The organism is Flavobacterium pygoscelis (assembly GCF_023162025.1).
Classification (GTDB): Bacteria; Bacteroidota; Bacteroidia; order Flavobacteriales; family Flavobacteriaceae; genus Flavobacterium; species Flavobacterium pygoscelis.
In genome coordinates, this window is the sequence record NZ_JALNUB010000005.1 from 313,372 (window position 1) to 337,794 (window position 24,423).

The following is a 24,423-nucleotide window of genomic DNA, read 5'->3' on the forward strand; positions in this document are numbered from 1 at the left end:
TTAAATTTAGATGTCCTAAACATTTTCTAAAAACTTAAAATAAATTATCATGAAAAAATTATTTTTATTGTGTTTTGCTTTTCTATTGTCTGGTAGCTTTTATGCTCAAGAAACTGCAGCACAAAAGAAGAAAGCAGCTGCCAAAACAGAAAAAGCAGCAGAGAAAGTAGCTAAAGCAAAAGCAGATGCTAAAGAAACAGCTTTGAAAACCAAAACTGAAGCTAAGAAGAAAGAAACAGAAGCGAAAGCAAAAGCAACTGATGCAAAAGCGAAAGCAACTGAAGCGAAAGCAAAAGAAAACAAAGCGAAAACCACTGAAAGTAAAACAAAAGCAACTCAAACAAAAGAGAAAGCTCTTGAAACAAAAAAAGAAGTAAAAGCAAAAGCGGAAAAAGTAGAGGCAAAATCAGCAAAAGTAGAAAAGAAAGCGGAAAACCTTAAAAAAGAAGCACCAACAGCTAAAGCTACGACAAAAAAAGCACCAGCAAAAATTAAAGAAACCAATGAAAAGGCACCAAAAATTGCAGATAAAATAACTGGTGAATACAACGGTAAAAAGGTATATACAGGTCCTAGAGGAGGAAAATATTATATTAATGCAAACGGAAATAAAACATACATTCAAGATTAATTCCATTTAAAATAAAAAACAAAGGGGACTTTCTAAACAATTGTCCCCTTTGCTACGTTATGACCATTGCACTAGCTAAAAAAATTAATGATATCAAATTTTAATAAAAAAACAATCTTAATTGCTCCCTTAAATTGGGGTTTGGGTCATGCTACCCGCTGCATACCAATTATTAAAGCATTGATAGAAAATAACTACACCCCAATTATTGCTTCAGACGGTGATGCTTTAGCTTTATTAAGAAAAGAGTTCCCCAACCTAAATACATTAGAACTCCCCTCATACCAAATAGAATATGCGGGAAAAGGAGAGAATCTAAAATGGAAATTATTTAAAAATGGCTTAAAAACAATCAAAGCCATTCAAGAAGAGAAAAGAATTGCGGAACATTGGATTGAGCAATACGATATTAAAGGAATCATTTCGGACAACAGATTTGGAGTTTGCAGTACAAAAGTTCCCTGTGTTTACATTACACACCAACTGAAAGTACTGTCTGGAAGTAGCACTTGGTTAAGCAGTAAAATACATCAAAATATCATTAAAAAATTTGACGCCTGTTGGGTACCCGATTTTGATGAAACTCCTAATCTAACCGGAAAATTAGGACATCTAAAAAAGACTCCAAAAAACATACAATACATTGGACCATTAAGTAGGTTGCAGCCTCAAGAAAAAGAAAAGAAATACGACTTAATGATTGTTTTATCAGGACCAGAACCTCAACGAGGAATTTTAGAAGCGAAATTAAGATCCGAAATTATAAGATATTCTGGCAAAATAATTTTTATTAGAGGAATTATAGAAAAAGAACAAGTAAAGCAGCAAATAGAAAATGTGAGTTATTATAATTTTATGAATGCTACTGAGATATCAAATGCATTTAACGAAAGTGAAATTGTACTTTGTCGTTCTGGATATACTACAATTATGGATCTTACACAACTAAACAAAAAGTCCTTTTTTATCCCTACTCCAGGACAATTTGAACAAGAATATCTTGCTAGAAAACTACAAGAAGAAAACGCTGTTCCATTTGCCTCACAAGATGATTTTAAAATAGAAAACTTGGAGCAAGTTGCGAATTACAAAGGATTACCAAAAACAGAAATAAAAACGGATTGGAGTTCCTTATTTCATGTTTTTAAGGAGTAGCGTTACACCTGCTTTTTTTTATTTTTTACTTTTTGAAGTGTAAAAGAAAACTCTGACCCTACACCATAGGTACTATCAACATATATTTTTTCGTCATGTGCCTCAATAATATGTTTTACAATAGCCAAACCTAAACCGGAACCGCCTTCTGTTCGCGCACCGCTTTTATCTACTCTGTAAAAACGTTCAAATAATCTGGAGATATTTTTCTTTACAATACCTTCTCCGTTATCAGTCACTCTAACGATTAATTTTTCTTCGGTCAAATCCTCTATACTCACTTCAGTAGTTCCTTTTTTCTCCCCGTATTTAATAGAGTTTACGATTAGATTCATAACGACTTGTTGAATCTTTTCTTGATCTCCGATTACCATAATGGGAATACTATATTTCATGTCAAACATAAGAATAATGTCTTTTTTAGAAGCTTTCATTTCTAATAAATCAAAAACATTTTGAATTAATTTGACAATATCAAATTGAGTAATCTCAAGGTTTAACTCTCCTATTTCGAGTTTAGAAATCATGTCTAAATCTTGAACAATGTAGATCAATCTTTCAACTCCTTTTTCGGCACGTTCTAAATATTTTTTTCGAATTGTTTTATCATTCATCGCTCCATCAAGCAACGTTGACAAGTAACCTTGAACCATAAAAAGAGGTGTTTTAAGTTCATGGGAAACATTGCCTAGAAATTCTCTCCTATATTCTTCTCTTACTTTTAAGGTTTCAATTTCTAATTTTTTATCCGTAGCAAACTTTTTTACTTCACGCGTTAGCGTTGCCATATCAGTCGTTATAGGCTGATTCATAAAAGTACTCGACTCTAATAAAGCAACATCATCGTATATTTTTTTTACTTTTTTGTAAATAAAGCGCTCTACTCTATACTGAAGAACGATAAAAGAAAAAACAGCAATACAAAAAGCAAAAACCAGACAAAATTGATATGAAAATTTAAAAAAAAGATGCGTTAGAAATCCTACTAATACGGTAGAAAAGAAGGTAATGTAAAGCGAAGACTTAACAGCAAATCGATATGTTTTTTTAAAATTTATAGTCATCTATACTTCAAACTTATATCCTACTCCTTTAATTGTTTTGAATAATTCTTCTCCTATTTTTTCACGTAATTTTCTAATGTGAACATCTATAGTACGTCCGCCAACAATGACTTCATTACCCCAAACTCGATCTAGAATTTCATCTCTTTTAAATACTTTTCCAGGTTTTGAAGCTAAAAGGTAAAATAACTCAAATTCTTTTCTGGGCAATACAATTTCAATATTGTCTTTTACAATTTTATATTCTTCGCGATTAATTTCGATACCACCTACATTCAGTGTTTCGCTATTTTGATCATTTTCTTTTAAACGACGCAACAAGGCTTTTACTTTACTTACTAATAACTTTGGCTTAATCGGTTTTGTTATATAATCATCTGCACCAGCATCAAAACCTGCTACTTGAGAGTAATCTTCGCTTCTAGCAGTCAAAAAAGTAATTAATACATTACTTAATTCTGGTATTTTTCTAATGTTTTCACAAGCTTCCATTCCGTCCATTTCTGGCATCATAACATCCATTATAATAAGGTCTGGAATTACTTTTTTTGCTTTGGCTATAGCCTCCTTACCATTAGAGGCCGTAAAGATTTGATAATCTTCTTGAAAAAGATTATATCCTATTATTTCTAAAATATCTGGCTCGTCATCGACTAATAGAATTTTGGTGTTTTTTTTCTTCATAAAGCGTCAAAAGTTATTTTTTTTATGGTAAATGTAATCATAAATAGGAAACTGAAAAGGTGTTAACGGTAATTTAATATTGGAGCAATTTATTAGCAAAAACAAAACATAACCCTAACAAGACGGTAACTTACATTTTACATTTCGGGACTTACTTTGCAAAAAAAACAAAACAAATGAAATTCAAAATACTTTTTATATCGTTATTTATAACTGCTATTTCTTTTTCACAAAACAAAGGAACAATAACTGGAATCTTGACCGACAAAGAGGCAAACAACCAATCCTTACCATTTGCTAACGTACTTATTGCTGGAACTAATATTGGAACAAACACTGATATTGACGGTAAATTCTCGATGTCTATAGTTCCTGGTAATTATACAATTCAATTTAGTTTTATTGGATACGAATCTGTTGAGATTCCTGTGAAAATTATAGCAAACCAAACCTTGACCATCAATCAAGCATTAGGCTCTGCAGGATACAAATTAGAAGATGTAATTGTAAGAGCTAGTACTGTAAGTAGGCAAAAAGAAACAGCGCTATTATTAGAACAAAAAAATGCTGTAGACATCAAGCAGTCTATTGGTGCTCAAGAATTATCAAGAAAAGGAGTTAGTGATGTTGCCACTGCTGTTACAAAAACGACTGGTATTACAAAACAGGAAGGAACAGGGAATATTTTTGTTAGAGGATTAGGAGACCGCTACAATTCGACAACCATGAATGGACTTCCAATTCCTTCTAATGACCCAACCAAGAAAAACCTTAATTTAGATATTTTCTCTACCGATATTGTAGAATATGTATCAATAGACAAAGTATACAACGGAAAATTCTACGGCGATTTTGCGGGTGGTAATGTTGACATTATCTCTAAAGAACACAAAGGCAAAAGCTTTTTAAAATTTCAATTAGGATCAAAGATAAATACGAATGCCTTAAAAGTAGACAATTTTAATTTACTACAAGGTTACGGAGCTTTAGGCTTTACCAATCGTGCTATACCGTCAAATCCTTTGACACAGTACAATTATAAAACAAATCAATTAGAGAATAAAGCGCCAATTGCTAGCTCTTACAATATTTCAGGAGGAACTTCATTTAAAGTTGGTGAAGAAGGGAAAATTAGCATCTTCGCTAATGCTTCTTACGACAATGAATTTAACTCTAAAAGTAATGGTTCTGCAAAAGGATCAGTATCTGGAACTGGTGTTGCAAATAAAAATTACCATACTTACACCGATATTAATTACAATACCAACACGACTGGACTGTTAAATTTAGGGTACAAAATAAACCCAAACAACACCGTTAACTTTAACTCATTATTCATTAACACAAGTACACAATCTAAAAAAGAATACAGTGGTTACTTTGCGGATGGTGGTGATGGCGGGAATGCTTTAATTAGAAGAAATGAGTACAATAAAAATGCTTTATGGGTTAACCAATTATTAGGAGAACATAAGTTTAAGGAGCGTTCTAAATTTAATTGGGGATTATCATATAACAGTATCAAAGGAGATACTCCAGACCGAACAACAAATACCTTAAACAAAGTGGCCGCTGGTTATACACTTTTATCTAATGCTGGAAGTAACAATCGTTATTTTCAAAATTTGAAAGAAGATGAAGTTGCTGCAAACTTAAGCTACGATTACAAATTCAGCAAAACGGAAGAAGGGGAATACAAAGGAAAATTCACTTTTGGATATAGCGGACGAGTTAAAACTAGAAACTTTAAAGCCACACAATTTAATTTTAAATCTGATAATACTCACTTATCTGACATTGTAGATCCAAACAACTTAGATTTATTTTACAACCAGTCTAATTTAGATAACAACTATTTTAAAATTATCACTTTTAGAGGCGATCAATTTGAATCTTCAGCTTTAAATCCACAATTTTATAAAGGAGACCAAAACATAAATGCAGGGTTTCTAAATACAGAATATAAATTGAACAAACTAACGACTGTTATAAGTTTAAGAGCAGAAAAAATAGCTCAAAAAATCACTTGGAACACCCAACTTGATCCTATTACAAAAAGCAGTCAGCTGGATAAAACTGCTTTCTTACCTAGTATCGTAATGAAATATGAATTGGCAGAAAAACAAAACTTGCGTTTGGGCTTAAGCAAAACTTATACCTTACCACAATTTAAAGAAAGAGCACCATTTTTGTATGAAGAAATTACTCAAGTATATATTGGAAACCAAAAACTGTACGCATCAGATGATTACAATTTAGATCTAAAATGGGAATTTTTTCCTAAAAACGAAGAGCTAATTTCGGTAACTGCTTTTGGGAAATACATTCAAAACCCAATGAACGAGGTAACGATTAATTCCTCTACAAATGACATTTCTTATGTAAACACAGGCGATTATGGTTATGTAACGGGAGCCGAAGTAGAATATCGCAAGCAACTATTGAATATTGATACCGAAAATTCTAAAAAACTTTCTGCAGGTGTAAATGTATCTTACTTATATTCTAATCAAGAATTAAACTCTAATAAAGTGAAGAAAGAAACAGATTTCGAAGTAGATTTTACCTCTAAAAAAGGAAAATTCACAGGAGCTTCTGACGTATTATTAAATACCGATTTAAGTTTTTTTAATGAATGGAACAATAAAAAAAGCAATCTAACTTCAACATTAACGTATTCTTATTTCTCTGATAGAATATATGCTATTGGTACCTTACAAAGAGGTGATATTGTTGATAAAGCATTTGGTACTTTAGACTTTGTAGCTAAATCTAAACTAAATGAAAAAGTAGGATTAAGTTTTCTTGTAAAAAACATTTTAAATCCTACCATCAATCAAGTTCAGGAAAACACAAATGGAGATGTAAACCTATTAAGCTACAAAAAAGGATTATCACTAAGTCTTAGCATTAACTATCAGTTCTAAATAATTAAGCAAACATCTAAAAAGAGGCTATTCATTAATACGAATAGCCTCTTTTTTTGTTTCAAAAACTTATTAGTGATCTTCAAACCGTTCTTAACATGGCAACAATTAGCTAACATTAAATAGCCTTTTTTTTAATCTAAGGTTCACGTTAACCTAACTTTAGAAAAAAGCTTTTGTTTGATATTTGTCCTAATAAAACAAATGAAAAAACATTAAAAAAACTATGAAAAAATTAACTGTAAATCTATTAAGTCTTTTAGTTGTAACTGCAGGAGTAATGACCAGTTGTACTTCTAACGATTCAGACACAACTAATCCTTCAACCTCAAAATTTATTGCTAATGCAGATGATTTTAAAGGAACAATAACAGAAGGTGAAGTAGTTCTAGATGCTAGTAAAGTTTATAAACTTACTGGAAAAATCCAAGTAAACAATAACGCTACTTTGACAATTCCTGCAGGAACTGTAATTCAGGGAACTGGCGGAACAGCGTCTTATATTGCCGTTGCACAAGGAGGTAAAATCAATGTAAACGGAACAGCATCAAAACCAGTTGTAATGACAAGTGGAAAGGCTACAAAAGCTGGTGGTGACTGGGGTGGATTAGTTATCTGTGGAAAAGCACCAATTAATCGCATTAGCGGAGGCGCAAGTAGTGCACAATCAGAAGTTGGTGATTTAACTTATGGAGGAACAATATCTAATGACAACTCTGGTTCTATTAAATATTTAAGAATAGAATATGCTGGAGCACTTTTTAATGCTGATAAAGAGTTTAACGGACTATCGTTATTTGGTGTAGGTTCTGGAACAACAATTAGCTACGTTCAATTAATTCACGGATCTGATGATGGAGTAGAATTCTTTGGAGGAACAGTAAACACGGATCACATAATCTCTATAGGAAACGAAGATGATCAATTTGATTGGACTGAAGGTTGGTCTGGTACAAACACAGATTGGTACGGTAGATTAGATTACGGAACAGGAAATAGAGGTATTGAAGCAGACAACTATGAGTTTGGTTTTGCAAATACTCCAATCTCTAATCCTACTATTACAAACCTAACACTTATTGGACCTGGAAGTACTGCTAATACTACTGCATTTGCAGAAAACCAAGCAATTAAACTAAGAAGAGGAACAAAAGGTATTTTTACCAATGTGGTGATCAAAGGTTGGGCTACAGGTTTTGATCTAGAGCATGATGAAACGTTAGCAAATGCTGGAACGTCTCTAAAAGTTGTTAATTTCAAAATTGATTCGGATGTAACAACTACTATGAAAGGAAAAACAACTGCTGTAGCACCTGCAACTTCAGGAGTTAGCGCAACAGTAAATGCTAATTTTGCTACTACTTCTGCAACAGCTACTGGAGCTGGAAATGGAGTTGGAATGCCGAGCTGGGCTGCTGGATGGGCAACTGGATTCTAATAATAGAAACAAAATAGTAAAATGCCTCTCTTTTTGGAGAGGCATTTTTTTTGGTACACTATTTGAATATTTTTTTGTACATTTACTATTCAAATAAATCTGATGGCAAAAAACTACTTTTATACTATTACTTTATTGGTCTTTTTATTTTCCTTAAGCGCTAATGCTCAAGAAACTAAGCCACAGCCAAGAACGCAAGATTCACCTACAATAGAAGGTTTAAACTTGTATCCAAATCCTGTGAGCAATGGTAAAGTTTACATTGCTACAAAAAATGATTTAGACAAAGAAATAATCATTTTTGATGTTTTAGGCAAAAAAGTACTTCAAACACAACTTAGCTCCAGAGAGCTAAACGTTTCTACCTTAACTTCTGGGGTTTACATCATAAAAATTAATGAAAAAGAAGCCTCGGCAACTAGAAAATTAATTATACGATAAGTATTCTAAAATAAATAAAAAGCTCCAAAATAATTTGGAGCTTTTTTTTATGTCCAAAAAATCCATCAGGATGGCGTTTTTGACAACATCGAGCATTTTTTGATTACTTTTGTAAAAAAAATATTTTGATTTCAACTGCTGATATATTTTCTATTTCTAGTCAAAAACAATTTGAGAAAATTGCCTTAAAAGTATTTCGTCATCAATACGAAAACAATCAAGTGTATCGTGAGTTTTGTGAACTTCTAAAAACAGATTCTCATAAAGTAAAATCAGTAGAGCAAATTCCATTTTTACCTATTCAGTTTTTCAAAAGTCACAATGTAGTTTCAAAAACTGATGCTGTCGAAGCCGTTTTTACAAGTAGCGGGACAACGGGAACAATAACGAGTAAGCATCTTGTAACAGACGCTTCTATTTACGAAGAAAGTTATCGCAAAGGGTTTTCAGAGTTTTACGGAAATATTGAAGATTACGTCGTTTTGGCTTTACTCCCTTCCTATCTGGAGCGCGAAGGATCATCGTTAATCTATATGGTCGAAGATTTAATAAAACTTTCTAATCAACCAGAAAGTGGGTTTTATTTACATAACCACGATGAATTAATCAAAAAATTAATCGAATTAGATCAGGCAGGACAAAATGTGATTTTAATTGGAGTTACTTACGCTTTATTAGATCTTATAGAGAAACAGCAATTCAATTTGAAACACACGATTATAATGGAAACTGGCGGCATGAAAGGCAAGCGCAAAGAAATGATTCGGGAAGAACTACATCAGCAACTTTGTGAAGGTTTTGGCGTTTCTAGTATACACTCGGAATACGGAATGACCGAATTGCTTTCTCAAGCCTATTCACTAGGAGAAGGCGTATTTGAATGCCCTTCTTGGATACAAATCCTAATTCGCGACACCGAAGATGCTTTAACTTACATTCCACAAGGAAAAACAGGCGGAATCAACGTGATTGATTTAGCTAACATCAATTCTTGTTCTTTTATTGCTACTCAAGATTTGGGCAAAAAAAATCCCAACAACTCTTTCGAGGTATTGGGACGTTTTGATAATTCTGATATTCGAGGATGTAACCTGATGGTGATGTAAATCTTATTCATAAATATCTTCTCGATGACCTAAATCTATTACATCGATCAAAAGAATATCATCAATTATTTCATAAATCACTCTATAATCTCCAACACGTATTCTATATCCTTTTCTTCCTTTTAACTTTTTACAACCTGAAGGTCTAGGATTTTTTGATAAACTTCCAATCGCAAATAATATTGGATTAGCTGTCTCATCTGATAACTTATCTAACTTCTTCTGCGCTTTTTTGGAAAAATCAATGTTATAGATTTGACTTTTTTGCTTCCCTTGTTTTCAAATAATCTTCAAATGAAATTCGATAACCATCATCCTCCTTTTTGGCTTCATCATAAAGGCGAACGTCTTCTAAATCCTCCAATTTTTCAATCATTTTATTGTATTGCTTTATAGGCAAAACAACAGCCGTTCTATTTCCTTTTTCATCAGTTAAAAATTGTGTTTCCATAATTTTAAATATTTAAAGTAAAGTTATGAAATTAAACAACTCTAACTACAAAGTAATTTTTCTTGCCGCTTTGCAACAACACAAATTGATTATTGATTAAATCTTTAGTCGAAAGCATAAAATCTTCTGCTACTTTCTCTCTATTTACTGAAATAGAATTAGCAGTCAAAGCACGTCTTGCTTCACCATTTGATTTAAAAAAGCCTGTTTTTTCGTTTAATAGGTCAATTATATTAATTCCAGTTTCTATTTCAGGTTTTGCAATTTCAGCTTGAGGTACACCATCAAAAACATCTAAAAAAGTAGCTTCATCCAACTGTTTTAAATCCTCTGAAGTTGAATTCCCGAACAAAATAGTAGATGCTTTTATCGCATTTTCTAAATCTTCTTTTGAATGCACCATTACTGTAATTTCTTCAGCCAAACGTTTTTGTAACAAACGCAAATGCGGTGTTTCTCTATGTTTTTCTGTTAAATCTTGAATTGCTTGTTTCGATAAAAAAGTGAAAATTTTAATGTATTTCTCTGCATCTACATCAGAAGTATTCAACCAATATTGGTAAAACTTGTAAGGTGAAGTTCGCGCTGAATCCAACCAAATATTTCCTCCTTCAGATTTTCCAAATTTAGTTCCGTCTGCTTTTGTAATCAAAGGACAAGTTAAAGCATACGCTTTTCCACTTGCAATTCTACGCACTAATTCCGTACCGGTAGTTATGTTTCCCCACTGATCACTTCCACCCATTTGTAGCGTACATTTTTTATCTCTATACAAATGCAAAAAGTCATATCCCTGAACCAATTGATAAGTAAACTCGGTAAATGACATTCCTTCGGCAGCTTCAGAAGTCAAACGCTTCTTCACAGAATCCTTCGCCATCATATAATTTACGGTAATATGTTTACCTACATCACGAATGAAATCTAGGAAAGAAAAATTCTTCATCCAGTCGTAATTGTTTACTAATTCAGCTGCATTGGGGGCATCTGAAGTAAAATCAAGAAAACGACTCAATTGTGCTCTAATGGCTTCTTGATTGTGACGCAAAGTAGGCTCGTCTAATAAATTTCTTTCATTGGATTTTCCTGACGGATCACCAATCATTCCGGTTGCACCACCTACTAAAGCTAATGGTTTGTGTCCAGATAACTGAAAATGTTTTAATAACATCACTCCAACTAAATGTCCTATATGCAATGAATCGGCAGTTGGGTCAATTCCCACATATGCCACACGCATTTGTTCCATCAAATGTTCTTCTGTACCTGGCATAACATCGTGGAGCATTCCTCTCCAAGTCACTTCTTCAATAAAATTTTTCATCTTTTTTAATCAATTTACTTTCGTCAATTCAGCCTTTTGGGCTTTGTATGCACAAAGATAAAATTTATTGTGGATTCGGTTATTGGTTTATGGGGTTATTCAAAAAAAAATATTCGTATTTTCGTAGCATGATTTTAGTAACAGGAGGAACCGGATTAGTAGGCGCACATTTATTGCTTCATTTAATTGAATCACAAACTAGAGGGAGCGAGAGAATTCGGGCAATATATCGAACTACTCAAAGTATCGAAAAAACGAAATCGCTATTTCAACTTTACAAAAAGTCAAATTTATTTGACAACATACAATGGATTCAAGCCGACATCATCGATGTTCCATCTTTAGAAAAAGCTTTTATTGGGATTACTCAAGTCTATCATTGTGCTGCCCTAATATCATTTGATCCAAAAGACGAAGAAAACATTCGCAAAATAAATATCGAAGGAACTGCTAATATTGTCAACTTTTGCCTCAGATATTCCATTCAAAAACTGTGTTATGTAAGCTCAATAGCTGCACTTGGCGATTTAGCCGCTCACGAAACCATTATCACCGAAGAAACCGAATGGAATCCCGAAAAACCACATAGCGATTATGCCATTTCTAAATATGGTGCTGAAATGGAAATTTGGCGAGGACAACAAGAAGGTTTAAAAATATTAATTGTAAATCCAGGTGTGATAATTGGTCCGGGATTTCAAGAACAAGGAAGCGGTTTACTTTTTAAGAAAGTAGCTGATGGATTATCATTTTACACTCTTGGAACAAGCGGTTTTATTGTCGTAAGTGATGTTGTAAAAATCACAACTGAATTAATGAATAGTGAAATTTGCAATCAAAGATTTACATTAATTGCCGAAAACAATTGTTTTAGAGACATCTTAAACAACATTTCTGATGCTTTGCAAAAAGAGAGACCCACTAAACATGCGTCACCTTTTTTTATGGAAATAGTATGGAGAATGGATTGGATTCTATCCGTTATTTTTAAACAAAAAAGACAATTTACAAAGGCTACTGCAAAAGCATCCTACTCTAAAAGCTCGTACTCTAATCAAAAAATAAAAGAAACTTTAAACTTCAAATTTAAAGCGATCAATTCCTATATAAAAGAGATCTCAATTCTTAAGCTATAGCCAAACCTATTCAACAGCCTGCATTTTCATAGCAGGTTCTTTTACCATTTCTTTATCAAGAAGTCCTTTTCTTCCTCTAACCAACGTATCAGAATTATATCTCTGAGTTTTTTCTAACTTTATATTTTTAGTGTTTTTAAGTTTCTTTTGCTCAGCTTTAACTATATCTTCTGCAGATTTTTTCTCTTTGTTAATTCGTTTGGCTACTTCATCAAACATGACTTTGTACCCTTCATAATCAGTAGAGTAATAAACATTACTAGTAGCAAACTGAAGACTATCTACTTTATACTTTTTAAATATAAAATCTCTTGGATTTATTTTTAAACTATCTATAGAAGTTGGATTTTGATATTTAATGGCATCCAAAAGCGATATGTCATACATTATATCTACCATAACCTCTTTTTCAATTAGGCGTTTTGGTTTTTTAACCGCATCGTCTTTACAACTTATAAAAAGGGTCAATGAGACTATAAAAAAAATTATTCTTTTCATTTATCAGAAGTTTTTATCTTTCAAATAACAAACGTTTACCCGCACGTATATCTTTGACCTTAAAGGCAGTATAAACCAATTGACCATTTACGAAAGTATGAGTAATTCTAGACTTAAAAGTAAACCCTTCAAAAGGAGACCAACCACATTTTGCTATTATATTTTCTTTTTTTACGCTCCAAGGCAAACCAGAATTTACGATGACTAAATCAGCATAATAGCCCACTTTGATGAAACCACGTTTCTCAATTTTGAATATTTTAGCAGGATTGTGACACATCTTCTCCACAATTTTCTCCACACTTATTTTTCCTTGATGAAATGCTTCAAACATTGCTACAACAGCATGTTGCACCAGCGGACCTCCAGAAGGAGCGTTCATGTAAGATTTACTTTTCTCCTCTAAAGTATGCGGAGCGTGATCTGTGGCAATTACATCAATACGACCATCAAGCAGTGCTTCCCACAATACTTTTCTATCATTTGCAGTTTTCACGGCAGGATTCCATTTTATCAAATTCCCTTTTGTTGCATAATCTTCATTCGTAAACCATAAATGGTGAATACAGACTTCTGCAGTAATTTTTTTATCTTCTAACGGAATTTTATTGGTGAACAAGTCCATTTCTTTTGCAGTTGAGAGATGAAAAACATGCAAACGCGCTCCTGTTTTTTTGGCTAAAGCCACTGCTTTTGAAGAAGAAATATAACAGGCTTCCTCACTGCGAATCAAATGATGCACTGTAACTGGAATGTCCTCTCCAAACTCTTCTTTGTATTTTTCTAAGTTATTCTTTATTGTTGTTTCATCTTCACAATGCACAGCAATTAGCATAGAAGTATTAGAAAATATTTTTTCGAGTGTCGCTTCATTATCGACTAACATATTTCCAGTAGAAGAACCTAAGAAAATTTTTATTCCCGCAACATTTTTTGGATTTGTTTTTAAAACCTCCTCCAAATTATCATTTGTTGCGCCCATCATAAAAGAATAATTCGCATAGGACTTTTGCGCAGCTAACTCATATTTTTGTTCTAATATTTCTTGAGTAACTGCATTAGGAATAGTGTTGGGCTGCTCAATATAGGAAGTAATACCTCCTGCAATTGCCGCTTTTGACTCTGATTCGATATCGCCTTTATGAGTTAAACCGGGCTCTCTAAAATGCACTTGATCATCAATAGCACCTGGCATCAAATAATTCCCTTCGGCATCGATAATTTTGCAATCAGCAGATTTAGCACTGATGGTCTCTGAAATTTCAACAATTATATCATTCTCAATTAATAGATCGCCTTCAAAAATCACTCCTTCGTTTACTATTTTGGCATTCTTAATTAAAATCCTGTTCATCGTTTCTTCTTCTATAATGTATTAAATAACTTCTTTAATCTTAGTGCGATAACCCCAAAAACAGCTTCAATAATTATTGAGTTACTCATTTTTGATTGTCCTTTTGTTCTATCGGTAAAAATAATAGGAACTTCGGTTATCTTAAATTTTTTGCAGTAGGTTCTGTATTTCATTTCGATTTGAAACGCATAACCAACAAACTTTATTTTATCTAAATTAATTTCTTCTAAAACTCTTTTTTTATAACAGACAAAACCCGCTGTAGCGTCATGAATTTTCATGCCAGTAATCCATCTTACATAAACCGAAGCAAAATAGGACATCAAGACTCTACTTAGAGGCCAGTTTACTACATTTACTCCTGTAACATATCGCGAACCAATAGATAAATCGGCATCACCCAAGTGACACGCAGTATATAACTTTTCTAAATCGTTTGGATTATGCGAAAAATCAGCATCCATTTCGAAAATATATTCGTATTTATGTTCTAATGCCCATCTAAATCCGTGAACATAAGCTGTTCCTAGACCGGATTTTTTTTCTCTTTTTTCTATAAATAATCTACCTCCAAATTCCTTTTGAAGTAAAACAACCTTGTCAGCAGTGTGATCTGGCGAATTATCATCAATTATTAGAATATCAAAAGTTTTTCGTTGAGAAAGCACAGCTCGAATAATGCTCTCAATATTTTCAATTTCGTTATAGGTAGGAATTATAACAATACAATCATTCATATTTTGACTAATTTCAAGGCAAAAGTAAACTTTTTATACTATTACAACCTTAATAAAATTATAATAAAAAGAATGATATAAAAATTAGTAATTTTGCGACCCTATGATCGAAACTATACTTCATCCAAGAATAATAGAGAGCAAAGACTGGGCAACCGTTCTTTTTGTTCTATCATTTGCTATAATTGCAATTACCAAATCTATATTTGAAAATCGTTTTGGTGACTTTGCCAACCTTATTTACTCGAACAAATACATAAAAGTTTACAAAGACAGTACAAATTTAAAAAGCGGATTTACACTTTCCTTGTTTTTTGTACAAATGATTTCTTTGACGTTTTTTATACAAATATCACTCAGTTATTTTGGATATGCCTCAAAAACAGATTGGCTTTTATATATTCAAATATTTACTTTTCTAATATTCTTTATTTTATCTAAATATTTGATTGAAAAGATCATAGCAACTTCCTTTAATATCGAAGAGTTTACCGAACAATTTAATCTTCAAAAAGTTACTTACAGGACCTATATTGGGTTATTAATACTCCCTTTTAATATAATTTTGTTTTATTACGACTCATTTTCGAGAAATATCCCACTTTTTATAATTGCGATTGCACTGATAACAAACGCATTAACCTATTTGATTTCAATAAAAAATTATCAAAAATTAATATTCGGTAAGTTGTTTTACTTTATTTTATATCTTTGCACTCTCGAAATAGCACCCTATTATTTTATGTATTATTGGTTTATAAAAGGGAATGCTTAGAAAAAGTGAAAATATGAAAGTGAAAACAATTTTGGTATCACAACCTGAACCTAAGGTAGAAAATTCACCTTACTTTGAACTTCAACAAAAGCATAAAGTAAAAATTGATTTCAGACCTTTTATTCATGTAGAAGGAGTAAGCGCAAAAGAGATTAGACTTCAAAAAATCGATCTTAACAATTACTCTGCTATTATTTTAACAAGTAAAAATGCTGTAGATCACTTTTTTAGAGTTGCAGACGAAATGCGCTTTAAAGTACCTGAAGGTTTGAAATACTTTTGTCAATCAGAAGCGATTGCTTTTTATTTACAAAAATATGTCGTTTACAGAAAACGAAAAATTTATGTAGGACCAAAGGATTTTGCTGATTTATCGCCATTGATCAAAAAATACAAAGACGAAAAATTCTTACTACCTGCTTCGGATCAGTTGAATGCTGATGCTCAAACGACATTGAATGCATTAAAAGTAGATTGGACGCCTGCTGTTTTTTATAGAACAGTAATGAGCGATCTTTCAGACTTAGCAGATGTATATTATGACGTATTGGCCTTCTTTAGTCCAACAGGAATTAAATCATTGTTTATGAATTTCCCTAAATTCGAACAAAACGATACTCGTATTGCTGTTTTTGGTAGTACGACACAAAAAGAAGCTCTGGATCATGGTTTACGAGTTGATATACTAGCACCAACGCCAGCTACACCTTCAATGACTATGGCTTTAGAAAAATATATTGTAGAAGCCAACAAGAGTAAATAAATTACTTCTATTTTAAATACAGAAAAGCCATTCGTAATCCGAATGGCTTTTTTTTATGATTGAGTATACAAAAAAGAGCTACAACCTTTCTACTTCATCTTTTTTAATTAAATTTGATTTTGAACTTAAACTAAAATTTGATGTTTGGTTTACAATAACAACTTATGAAAATAAATTCTTTAGTAGTAGAAATTGACGGTATTGACAAAGAAATTCTGCGTGATTTAATGAATGATGCTCGCAAACCAATTCTTCAAATTGCCAATAAAATAGGTATTTCTGGCGCGGCAATTCACCAACGATTAAAGAAATTAGAGCAGTCTGGAGTGATTTCTGGATCTAAATTTACTGTTAGCAACAAAGTTCTTGGCTATAACACAATGGCTTTTGTTGGTATTTATTTAGACAAAGCTTCTAGTAATCCAGAGGCCGTTAGAGACTTAAAGAAAATTCCAGAAGTTTTAGAATGCCATTACACGACCGGAAATTGGTCTATTTTGATTAAAATCATCTGTCGAGATAACGAACATTTGATGCATTTATTGAACACTAAAATTCAAGCAATTGATGGTGTTTCTAGAACGGAAACCTTCATTTCCTTAGACCAACAAATTGACAGACAGATTCAGCTGTAAGGATTAAATCAAATAAATCATAAAAAAAACCGACTCAATTAACAATCGAGTCGGTTACTACTTTTCTATAATTTGAAATTATCAAATTAATCTCTTCTGCTTCCTCCCATGTAGATTGAAACATAATACAACAAAGTTGCAATAGATCCCAAAGCAGCCACAACATAAGTTCTTGCAGCCCATTTAAGCGAATCTTTAGCTCCAGCTTGTTCTTGCTGCGTAAGCATTCTTTTATTTTCTAACCAAGCCAAAGCACGGTTACTCGCATCGTATTCAACCGGCAAAGTAACAATAGAAAATAAAGTAGTTGCTGCAAAAATGACAATTCCTACTAACAATAATTGCGGAAAGGTTTTTAACATCAAAATTCCAGCTAATAAAATCCATTGCATGTAACTTGAGGCTACATTTACAATTGGCACCAATTTAGAACGCATCGTCAACCATTGATAACCTACAGCATGTTGTACCGCATGTCCGCATTCATGTGCCGCAACCGCAGCCGCAGCCGCATTTCGTTGATTATAAACGGCCTCACTTAAATTTACTGTTTTATCAACAGGATTATAATGATCCGTTAATCTTCCCGGAGTAGAAATCACTCTTACATCACGGATCCCATTGTCAGCAAGCATTTTTTCAGCGATCTCTGCTCCCGACATTCCGTTTTGCAACTGCAGTTTAGAATAAAATTCGAATTTGCTTTTTAGTCTCGAACTCACCAACCAACTGAAAAGCATAATTGCTCCAGCAAGAATTAAATATCCCATTCCCATATCTTTGTATTTTAATTTTTTATAAACACTACTGAAGCATCAAATTGTGAACCAATTATTAAAATTGACAAATTGACATTTGTTAAATAATTGATAATTCATAGTTATATCTTTATCGAGTTTTTTTAAAATCTAATAACTACTATACTTCTTCAGTAAGAAAGTGTACTAACCAAACTATGCTATAGCGATGCGATTCTTCTAGCGTAATAATTAGGATGGGGTATTCGTATAAATTAATTACTTTTCATTAATCCAAGCTCAACGACACTTCTCCATTATTTAAATAGGGATTAGAAGCACAGAAATCAATATTCAAAAAAAAAAAAAATCCAAATCCCAGCAATTGGAATTTGGATTTTTTTAATTTAAAAAACTTTAGTTCTATCCTACCAAATTAATTATTTTACCTGGAACGATAATCACTTTATTTGGTGTTTTACCTTCTAACTGTTTAATGGTTCTATCATCTTTCATAACGATTTCCTCAATTTGCTCCTTGGTTAAATCCAAAGGTAATTTGATGGTGAAACGCATTTTCCCATTGAAAGAAACCGGATATTCTTTTTCACTTTCTACCAAATGAGCTGCTTCAAAAATTGGAAAAGCAACCGTTGCAATTGAACCTTCATGACCTAACAACGACCACAACTCCTCAGCAATGTGTGGCGCAAAAGGTGAAATTACAATGGCTAAAGGTTCTAGAATAGCACGAGAATGACAATTTTGAGTAGATAATTCATTTACACAAATCATAAACTGAGATACTGAAGTATTGAAAGAGAAATTCTCGATATCTTCTGCTACTTTTTTGATGGTTTTGTGCAATGATTTTAAGTTGTCTTTTGATGGTGTTTCGTCTGTAACAATCATACCGTTATCATCAAAGTACAAACGACATAATTTTTTTAAGAAACCAAAAACTCCCGAAATTCCAGCAGTATTCCAAGGTTTAGCTTGTTCTAATGGACCCAGAAACATTTCGTACAAACGCAACGTATCGGCTCCGTATTCGTTACAAATATCATCCGGCGTAACAACGTTATATTTTGATTTGGACATTTTTTCTACTTCTCGACCAACGATAAAACTTCCATTGTCTTCGCAAATGAATTCAGCATTCTTGTAATCTTCTCTCCATGCTTTGAATCTTTCAATATCCAATTCATCAGAAGCATTTACCATAGAAACATCAACGTGGATTGGTTGCACATTTTGACCTTCTATCTTGTTTTTAGAAACATAGTTATTAGTTCCTTCCAATCGATACACAAAAGCACTCATTCCCAAAATCATTCCCTGATTAATCAGTTTTTTGAACGGTTCTTCGGTTGGTGCATAACCTTTATCTTTTAAGAATTTGTTCCAAAAACGAGAGTACAACAAATGCCCTGTCGCATGTTCGTTTCCACCAATATATAAATCAACACTTTCCCAATAAGCCAACGCTTCTTTGCTAGCAAATTCGTTTTCATTTTGCGCATCCATATAACGCATCCAATAAAAAGAACTTCCCGCCCAACCCGGCATTGTGTTTAATTCTAGAGGAAAAATGGTTGTATTATTTACTAAATCTGTATTGACTACTTTATTTTTCTCGATATCCCAAGCCCAAACTAAAGCGTTTCCTAAAGGCGGCAAACCATCTTCTGTTGGCAAATACTTTTCTACTTCCGGCAATATAATAGGCAAATGTTTCGCATCAATCATTTGCGGCAAGCCATTTACATAATAAACTGGAAACGGTTCTCCCCAATATCTTTGACGAGAAAAAACAGCATCACGCAAACGGTAATTTGTTTTTCCTTTTCCTTGTTTTAATTTTTCTAGCGCTTCTATCGCCTTATAAGTTCCTTCTTTATATCCTAATCCGTTTAAGAAATCAGAATCTATTAATTGAAATCCATCCTTAGAACCAAAAGCGGACTCAGTAATATCTTTATCAAAAATATTCTTGATTTCTTGCATTCCTTCTTGCCCTTTAAAGAAATTCGCAAAAGCAAAATCTCTTTCATCTCCACAAGGAACCGCCATCACTGCTCCAGTTCCGTAGCCAGCTAAAACATAATCCCCAATCCAAACCGGAATTGCTTCTTTAGTAAATGGGTGCTCTGCATACGCTCCTGTAAAAACGCCTGAAATTGTTTTAACATCCGCCATACGCTCTCTTTCAGATCTTTTTGACGTTTTTTCGATATAGGATTCAACAGCTGTTTTTTGTGCTGGAGTTGTAATTTTGGCAACCAAATCATGTTCTGGTGCCAATGTCATAAACGTCACTCCAAAAATAGTATCAGGACGTGTCGTGAAAACGTCAATAATCTCGTTATGACCTTTCACATTAAAGGAAACCATCGCTCCAACAGATTTTCCAATCCAGTTTCTTTGACTTTCTTTGATGCTTTCGCTCCAATCAATTTCATTTAAACCTTGCAATAAGCGCTCTGCATAAGCAGAAATTCGCATGCTCCACTGTGTCATTTTTTTTCGAACTACAGTAAAACCACCGCGCTCAGAAACGCCATTTACAATTTCGTCATTGGCTAAAACCGTACCTAATCCTGGACACCAGTTTACTTCCGTCTCCGCTAAATACGTTAATCTATATTGTAAAAGAATTTTTTCTTGCTGCTCTTTTGTGAAAGCGTTCCATTCACTTGCTGAAAATTGTTGAATAGTATCATCACAAACAGCGTTCACATTTGAATTCCCTTCTGATGCAAAAACAGCAACCAAAGTCGAAATATCTTCTGCTTTGTCGCTCTTTTTATTGTACCAAGAGTTAAACAATTGTATAAAAATCCATTGTGTGTGCTTGTAATAATCAGGATTTGAAGTTCGCACTTCACGACTCCAATCAAATGAAAATCCAATAGTATCTAGTTGCTTTCTATAACCAGCAATTTTATTTCCTTCTTTATCAAAACCACCATCAATATTTACAGCCGTTGTATCTTCTGGACGTTGCCCAGTTTGAATAGCATATTGCTCCGCTGGTAATCCAAAACTATCATAACCCATTGGGTGCAGCACATTAAAACCTTGGTGTCTTTTATAACGAGAATACACATCCGATGCAATATATCCAAGTGGATGTCCTACATGCAAACCTGCTCCAGAAGGATAAGGAAACATATCAAGCACATAATATTTAGGTTTGTCTGAATTATTTTCGGCTTTAAAGGTTTGATTTTCTAACCAATATTTGCGCCATTTTGCTTCAATTTCGTTCGGATTGTATTTCATAATTTAAGATTCATAGCAACTGATCTACTCATTTGCTTCATTTTTTTCTGGAAATGATTGTTTTAAGGTGTCAAATTTACGTTTATTGTACGAAAGTTGAAACTTTGGTCGTTATTAACTTCAAATAAAGAAATTCTTTATTATTTTTACCCAATAATTTCAATAAACTATGAGTTCTTCCTTTGATAATTTTCAAAAACGCCGATTAATCTCTTCCTATTTTTCAGTAGTACTAAGTGTTTTCTTAGTTTTATTTCTACTTGGAATTTTGGGTCTTTTTATTATAAATTCTAAAAAACTAGCTAATGATTTTAGAGAAAATATCGCTATGACAGTTTTCTTCAAAAATGAAGCTAATGATAGTATTATAAAAAGTTTTGGAACCGAATTAAAATCAAAACGTTTTGTAAAATCATTCAATTTTGTTGATAAACAAGTTGCAGCAAAACAACATACCGACATTATCGGAGAAGACTTCATGACTTTTCTAGGAGAAAATCCATTACAAAACTCCTATGATATTCATCTAAAAGCAGATTATGTAATCAAAGATAGTATTGCAAAAATTGAAACTAGTTTACGTAAGAACATCATGGTGTCTGATATTGTTTATGACAAACAACTAGTAAATCTAGTAAACGACAACATCAAGAAAGTAAGTATGTGGATTTTGATAGTGAGCGGTTTCTTGACTGTGATCGCTGTTTTATTAATCAACAGTTCACTGCGATTATCGATTCATTCAAATCGTTTTATCATTAAAACCATGCAAATGGTAGGCGCTACAAAATCATTTATTAGAAAACCTTTTGTTATGCGTAGCATAAAGCTAGGAATGATTGGAGCAATATTAGCAGTCCTAACTTTGATTGGAGTTTTACTTTATGTTGAAAATAGTTTTCCAAACCTTGGAATTTTAGAAGACAAAGCTTCGATCGGAATGGTATTATTAGCTGTTTTAGGTATTGGAATTCTGATCACTTGGCTAAGTACCTATTTTGCTACACAACGTTTCTTAAATTTAAGAACAGATGATCTGTATTAATTTAAGATCTTAGATTAACGATTTTTTAGATTTAATAAAAAAAAGCCTGCTAATTTACCACAAATGAAAAATAACGAAAATAAATCAGATTTCCTTTTTGACAAAGTAAACTATAAAATTCTACTAATTGGTATCGGAGTTATTGCCTTAGGATTCATACTCATGTCTGGAGGAGGAAGTAAAGATCCAAATGTATTTAGTGATGCTATTTTTAATTTTAGAAGAATTAGATTGGCTCCAACTACGGTTTTAATTGGATTTGGAATCACCATTTACGCTATACTTAAAAATCCAAAGAAAGTATAAATGAATACAATTCAAGCTTTTTTAATTGCTATTATAGAAGGATTAACAGAATATCTTCCAATTTCCTCAACAGCTCACATGGTTTTTCTTAGTTCCTATTTTGGAATTCAAGAAGATGATTTTGTAAAACTTTTTCAGGTTTCCATTCAATTTGGAGCCATTTTAGCTGTAGTCGCTTTGTATTGGAAAAAGTTTTTTGACTTCTCAAAATTCAATTTTTACATCAAGCTTATATGTGCTGTAATTCCCGCTTTAGTATTAGGGAAATTATTTGATGACAAAATCGAAGCTGTATTAGGCGACCCCATTCCTATCGCTATTGTATTAATATTAGGTGGAGTAATTCTACTTTTTATTGACAAAAAATTTCAAAATCCAACGGTTTTAAAAGAAGAGGATATTACCGTAAAAAAAGCAGTAGTTATTGGATTCTGGCAATGTTTAGCCATGATGCCTGGCACAAGTCGATCAGCAGCTTCTATTATTGGAGGAATGCAACAAGGACTTACAAGACATGTTGCTGCCGAATTTTCTTTTTTTCTGGCCGTACCTACCATGATGGCAGTTACTTGTTATTCGCTATTTTTAAAAACATACGAAACCTCACAAATGAAAGGTTACGAATTAATTTTAAAGTCAAACGAAAACATTCAATTGTTCCTTATTGGTAATGTAGTAGCTTTTATAGTAGCAGTTATTGCTATTAAATTTTTTATCGAAATCATCAAGAAATACGGTTTTAAACCATGGGGTTGGTACCGAATCATTGTTGGTTTGTTTTTATTGGTTTACTTCTCATATTTTAAATAATTCACTTTGAAGACAGTCGAAGATTTTCTAGACGGACAAATTTTACTTATTGATAAACCTTTGAATTGGAGTTCTTTTCAGGCAGTAAATAAATTAAAATATGCGCTAATCAACAAACTTGGACTTCCTAAAAAATTCAAGATTGGGCATGCTGGAACTTTAGATCCATTAGCGACTGGCTTATTATTAGTATGTACTGGGAAATTTACTAAAAGAATAACAGAACTTCAAGGTCAGGCCAAAGAGTACACTGGAACTTTTTATATTGGCGCTACTACTCCATCTTATGATTTAGAAACCGAAATTGACCAGACGTTCTCAATTACACATATTGACGAAACTTTGATTCACGAAACCGTGAAACAATTTCTTGGCGAAATCGATCAAAAACCACCCATTTATTCTGCTATAAAAAAAGATGGTGTCCGTTTGTACGAACATGCTCGTGCCGGAGAAACTGTCGAAATTGCTTTCAGAAAAACGACGATTCACGAATTTGAAATCACCCGAATTGCGCTTCCAGAAATCGACTTTAGAGTAGTTTGCAGCAAAGGAACTTATATCCGATCACTAGCGTATGATTTTGGAAAGGCAATGAATTCAGGCTCACATTTAACTGCTTTACGCCGTACCAAAATTGGAGATTATAATGTGATCAACGCTGTAGATGTAACTGCTTTTGAAGAAAACTTAGGAAAATAGATGTAATTTTTTCACCTTATCGAGTAAATATTTTAGATTCATAACAGTAAAGTTTTACCGTGGCGAAGTTTAAATTAGATGAAAAGCCGAATTAACTTAAGATTCTGGGCATCTAATATTCATTTTTAAACCAAACCTATTTACTCTAAAAAGCAAAAACACATGACAAATCATTAAATGAATTTGCGATGTGTTTTCTCTAAAAAACAAAGCAGTTGTAAAAAATGCTTTATTTCTAACTGGCTTCAGCCACTCGTTAATAATTAGCAAGGCGCTTTCCTCCAAAAAGAAAATGCGATACATAATCATACACTTTTTCAAGTAATTTTTTCATAATAATGTTTTTTTAATTGTTAGACAATCTGATTAACACCTATAAAAAAAGCAAATCAAAATAATAGATTTGGTTAACAATCAGC

General features: G+C 32.8%; 24 protein-coding genes. 14 read left to right on the forward strand and 10 right to left on the reverse strand.

The genetic code is table 11. The annotated features are described in order from the left end of the window. The first annotated feature begins 49 nt into the window (after window positions 1–49). Together MW871_RS10230 and MW871_RS10235 are read left to right on the forward strand one after the other, a co-directional pair. Complete coding sequence (locus MW871_RS10230) at window positions 50–631, forward strand: hypothetical protein (RefSeq protein ID WP_248428439.1); 582 nt, start codon at window positions 50–52, stop codon at window positions 629–631. Between the two features lie 87 nt (window positions 632–718). Beyond that, on the forward strand, window positions 719–1,786 hold the full coding sequence (locus MW871_RS10235; protein WP_248428440.1) for a glycosyltransferase: 1,068 nt from the start codon (window positions 719–721) through the stop codon (window positions 1,784–1,786). 2 nt (window positions 1,787–1,788) lie between these two features. Here the strand turns inward: MW871_RS10235 and MW871_RS10240 are convergent, their stop codons facing one another. Beyond that, on the reverse strand, window positions 1,789–2,850 hold the full coding sequence (locus MW871_RS10240) for a sensor histidine kinase (RefSeq protein ID WP_248428441.1): 1,062 nt from the start codon (window positions 2,848–2,850) through the stop codon (window positions 1,789–1,791). Further along, window positions 2,851–3,534, reverse strand: coding sequence for a response regulator transcription factor (locus MW871_RS10245; protein WP_248428442.1), 684 nt, complete (start codon window positions 3,532–3,534; stop codon window positions 2,851–2,853). A 176-nt stretch (window positions 3,535–3,710) separates the two neighbouring features. Here MW871_RS10245 and MW871_RS10250 point away from each other — a divergent pair, with 176 nt between their 5' ends. The 4 genes from MW871_RS10250 to MW871_RS10265 all read left to right on the forward strand — a co-directional run bounded on the left by MW871_RS10250 (window position 3,711) and on the right by MW871_RS10265 (window position 9,446). Beyond that, the gene (locus MW871_RS10250) at window positions 3,711–6,461 is read left to right on the forward strand and encodes a TonB-dependent receptor (RefSeq protein ID WP_248428443.1); all 2,751 of its coding nucleotides are present in this window, start codon (window positions 3,711–3,713) and stop codon (window positions 6,459–6,461) included. A 226-nt stretch (window positions 6,462–6,687) separates the two neighbouring features. Continuing rightward, window positions 6,688–7,899 (forward strand): hypothetical protein, encoded by a 1,212-nt coding sequence (locus tag MW871_RS10255; protein ID WP_188048983.1) that lies wholly within the window; start codon window positions 6,688–6,690, stop codon window positions 7,897–7,899. A gap of 102 nt (window positions 7,900–8,001) precedes the next feature. Continuing rightward, window positions 8,002–8,340, forward strand: a complete 339-nt coding sequence (locus MW871_RS10260) for a T9SS type A sorting domain-containing protein (RefSeq protein ID WP_188048984.1) — start codon at window positions 8,002–8,004, stop codon at window positions 8,338–8,340. A gap of 125 nt (window positions 8,341–8,465) precedes the next feature. After that, complete coding sequence (locus MW871_RS10265) at window positions 8,466–9,446, forward strand: LuxE/PaaK family acyltransferase (protein ID WP_248428444.1); 981 nt, start codon at window positions 8,466–8,468, stop codon at window positions 9,444–9,446. A gap of 3 nt (window positions 9,447–9,449) precedes the next feature. Here MW871_RS10265 and MW871_RS10270 read toward each other — a convergent pair whose 3' ends face one another. From MW871_RS10270 to tyrS, 3 genes are read right to left on the reverse strand one after another with little or no spacing between them, the layout of a single operon-like run. Then, window positions 9,450–9,701 carry a type II toxin-antitoxin system RelE family toxin gene (locus MW871_RS10270; protein WP_345799456.1) on the reverse strand — a complete coding sequence of 84 codons (252 nt, stop codon included), beginning with the start codon at window positions 9,699–9,701 and terminating at the stop codon, window positions 9,450–9,452. Next, a complete protein-coding gene (locus tag MW871_RS10275; RefSeq protein ID WP_210644769.1) occupies window positions 9,694–9,897 on the reverse strand; it encodes a hypothetical protein in 204 nt (67 codons plus the stop codon). Before MW871_RS10275 ends, MW871_RS10270 begins: the two co-directional genes overlap by 8 nt. A 31-nt stretch (window positions 9,898–9,928) precedes the next feature. Then, on the reverse strand, window positions 9,929–11,221 hold the full coding sequence (gene tyrS, locus MW871_RS10280; RefSeq protein ID WP_248428445.1) for a tyrosine--tRNA ligase: 1,293 nt from the start codon (window positions 11,219–11,221) through the stop codon (window positions 9,929–9,931). A gap of 128 nt (window positions 11,222–11,349) precedes the next feature. Here tyrS and MW871_RS10285 point away from each other — a divergent pair, with 128 nt between their 5' ends. Next, window positions 11,350–12,357 carry an NAD-dependent epimerase/dehydratase family protein gene (locus MW871_RS10285; RefSeq protein WP_248428446.1) on the forward strand — a complete coding sequence of 336 codons (1,008 nt, stop codon included), beginning with the start codon at window positions 11,350–11,352 and terminating at the stop codon, window positions 12,355–12,357. A 6-nt stretch (window positions 12,358–12,363) separates the two neighbouring features. On the opposite strand, the gene MW871_RS10290 is transcribed toward MW871_RS10285, so the two are convergent. Genes MW871_RS10290 through MW871_RS10300 form a run of 3 tightly spaced genes read right to left on the reverse strand, consistent with a single transcriptional unit; the run spans window position 12,364 to window position 14,946 of the window. Further along, on the reverse strand, window positions 12,364–12,855 hold the full coding sequence (locus MW871_RS10290; RefSeq protein ID WP_248428447.1) for a DUF4296 domain-containing protein: 492 nt from the start codon (window positions 12,853–12,855) through the stop codon (window positions 12,364–12,366). A gap of 13 nt (window positions 12,856–12,868) precedes the next feature. Then, complete coding sequence (locus MW871_RS10295; RefSeq protein WP_248428448.1) at window positions 12,869–14,209, reverse strand: dihydroorotase; 1,341 nt, start codon at window positions 14,207–14,209, stop codon at window positions 12,869–12,871. Between the two features lie 11 nt (window positions 14,210–14,220). Continuing rightward, window positions 14,221–14,946: a polyprenol monophosphomannose synthase gene (locus tag MW871_RS10300; RefSeq protein ID WP_248428449.1), complete on the reverse strand. Its 726-nt coding sequence runs from the start codon at window positions 14,944–14,946 to the stop codon at window positions 14,221–14,223. Window positions 14,947–15,049: 103 nt separating this feature from the next. On the opposite strand from MW871_RS10300, the gene MW871_RS10305 reads away from it, so the two are divergent. The 3 genes from MW871_RS10305 (at window position 15,050) to MW871_RS10315 (ending at window position 17,119) form a co-directional block, all read left to right on the forward strand. Next, window positions 15,050–15,721: a DUF4271 domain-containing protein gene (locus MW871_RS10305; RefSeq protein WP_188048992.1), complete on the forward strand. Its 672-nt coding sequence runs from the start codon at window positions 15,050–15,052 to the stop codon at window positions 15,719–15,721. A gap of 13 nt (window positions 15,722–15,734) precedes the next feature. Further along, window positions 15,735–16,484, forward strand: coding sequence for a uroporphyrinogen-III synthase (locus tag MW871_RS10310; protein ID WP_188048993.1), 750 nt, complete (start codon window positions 15,735–15,737; stop codon window positions 16,482–16,484). 164 nt (window positions 16,485–16,648) lie between these two features. Further along, window positions 16,649–17,119, forward strand: a complete 471-nt coding sequence (locus MW871_RS10315; protein WP_188048994.1) for an Lrp/AsnC ligand binding domain-containing protein — start codon at window positions 16,649–16,651, stop codon at window positions 17,117–17,119. 86 nt (window positions 17,120–17,205) lie between these two features. Here the strand turns inward: MW871_RS10315 and MW871_RS10320 are convergent, their stop codons facing one another. Next, window positions 17,206–17,895, reverse strand: coding sequence for a zinc metallopeptidase (locus MW871_RS10320; protein ID WP_210644776.1), 690 nt, complete (start codon window positions 17,893–17,895; stop codon window positions 17,206–17,208). 384 nt (window positions 17,896–18,279) lie between these two features. Continuing rightward, on the reverse strand, window positions 18,280–21,141 hold the full coding sequence (leuS, locus tag MW871_RS10325) for a leucine--tRNA ligase (protein WP_248428450.1): 2,862 nt from the start codon (window positions 21,139–21,141) through the stop codon (window positions 18,280–18,282). A gap of 169 nt (window positions 21,142–21,310) precedes the next feature. Between leuS and MW871_RS10330 the strand changes: the two genes are divergently transcribed. The 4 genes from MW871_RS10330 to truB all read left to right on the forward strand — a co-directional run bounded on the left by MW871_RS10330 (window position 21,311) and on the right by truB (window position 24,004). Then, complete coding sequence (locus MW871_RS10330) at window positions 21,311–22,186, forward strand: cell division protein FtsX (RefSeq protein WP_188048997.1); 876 nt, start codon at window positions 21,311–21,313, stop codon at window positions 22,184–22,186. Window positions 22,187–22,249: 63 nt separating this feature from the next. Then, window positions 22,250–22,492, forward strand: a complete 243-nt coding sequence (locus tag MW871_RS10335) for a DUF3098 domain-containing protein (RefSeq protein ID WP_188048998.1) — start codon at window positions 22,250–22,252, stop codon at window positions 22,490–22,492. Next, on the forward strand, window positions 22,493–23,302 hold the full coding sequence (locus MW871_RS10340; RefSeq protein ID WP_188048999.1) for an undecaprenyl-diphosphate phosphatase: 810 nt from the start codon (window positions 22,493–22,495) through the stop codon (window positions 23,300–23,302). It begins immediately after the preceding gene. Window positions 23,303–23,308: 6 nt separating this feature from the next. Continuing rightward, window positions 23,309–24,004, forward strand: coding sequence for a tRNA pseudouridine(55) synthase TruB (gene truB, locus MW871_RS10345; protein WP_248428451.1), 696 nt, complete (start codon window positions 23,309–23,311; stop codon window positions 24,002–24,004). The last annotated feature ends 419 nt before the right edge of the window (window positions 24,005–24,423 follow it).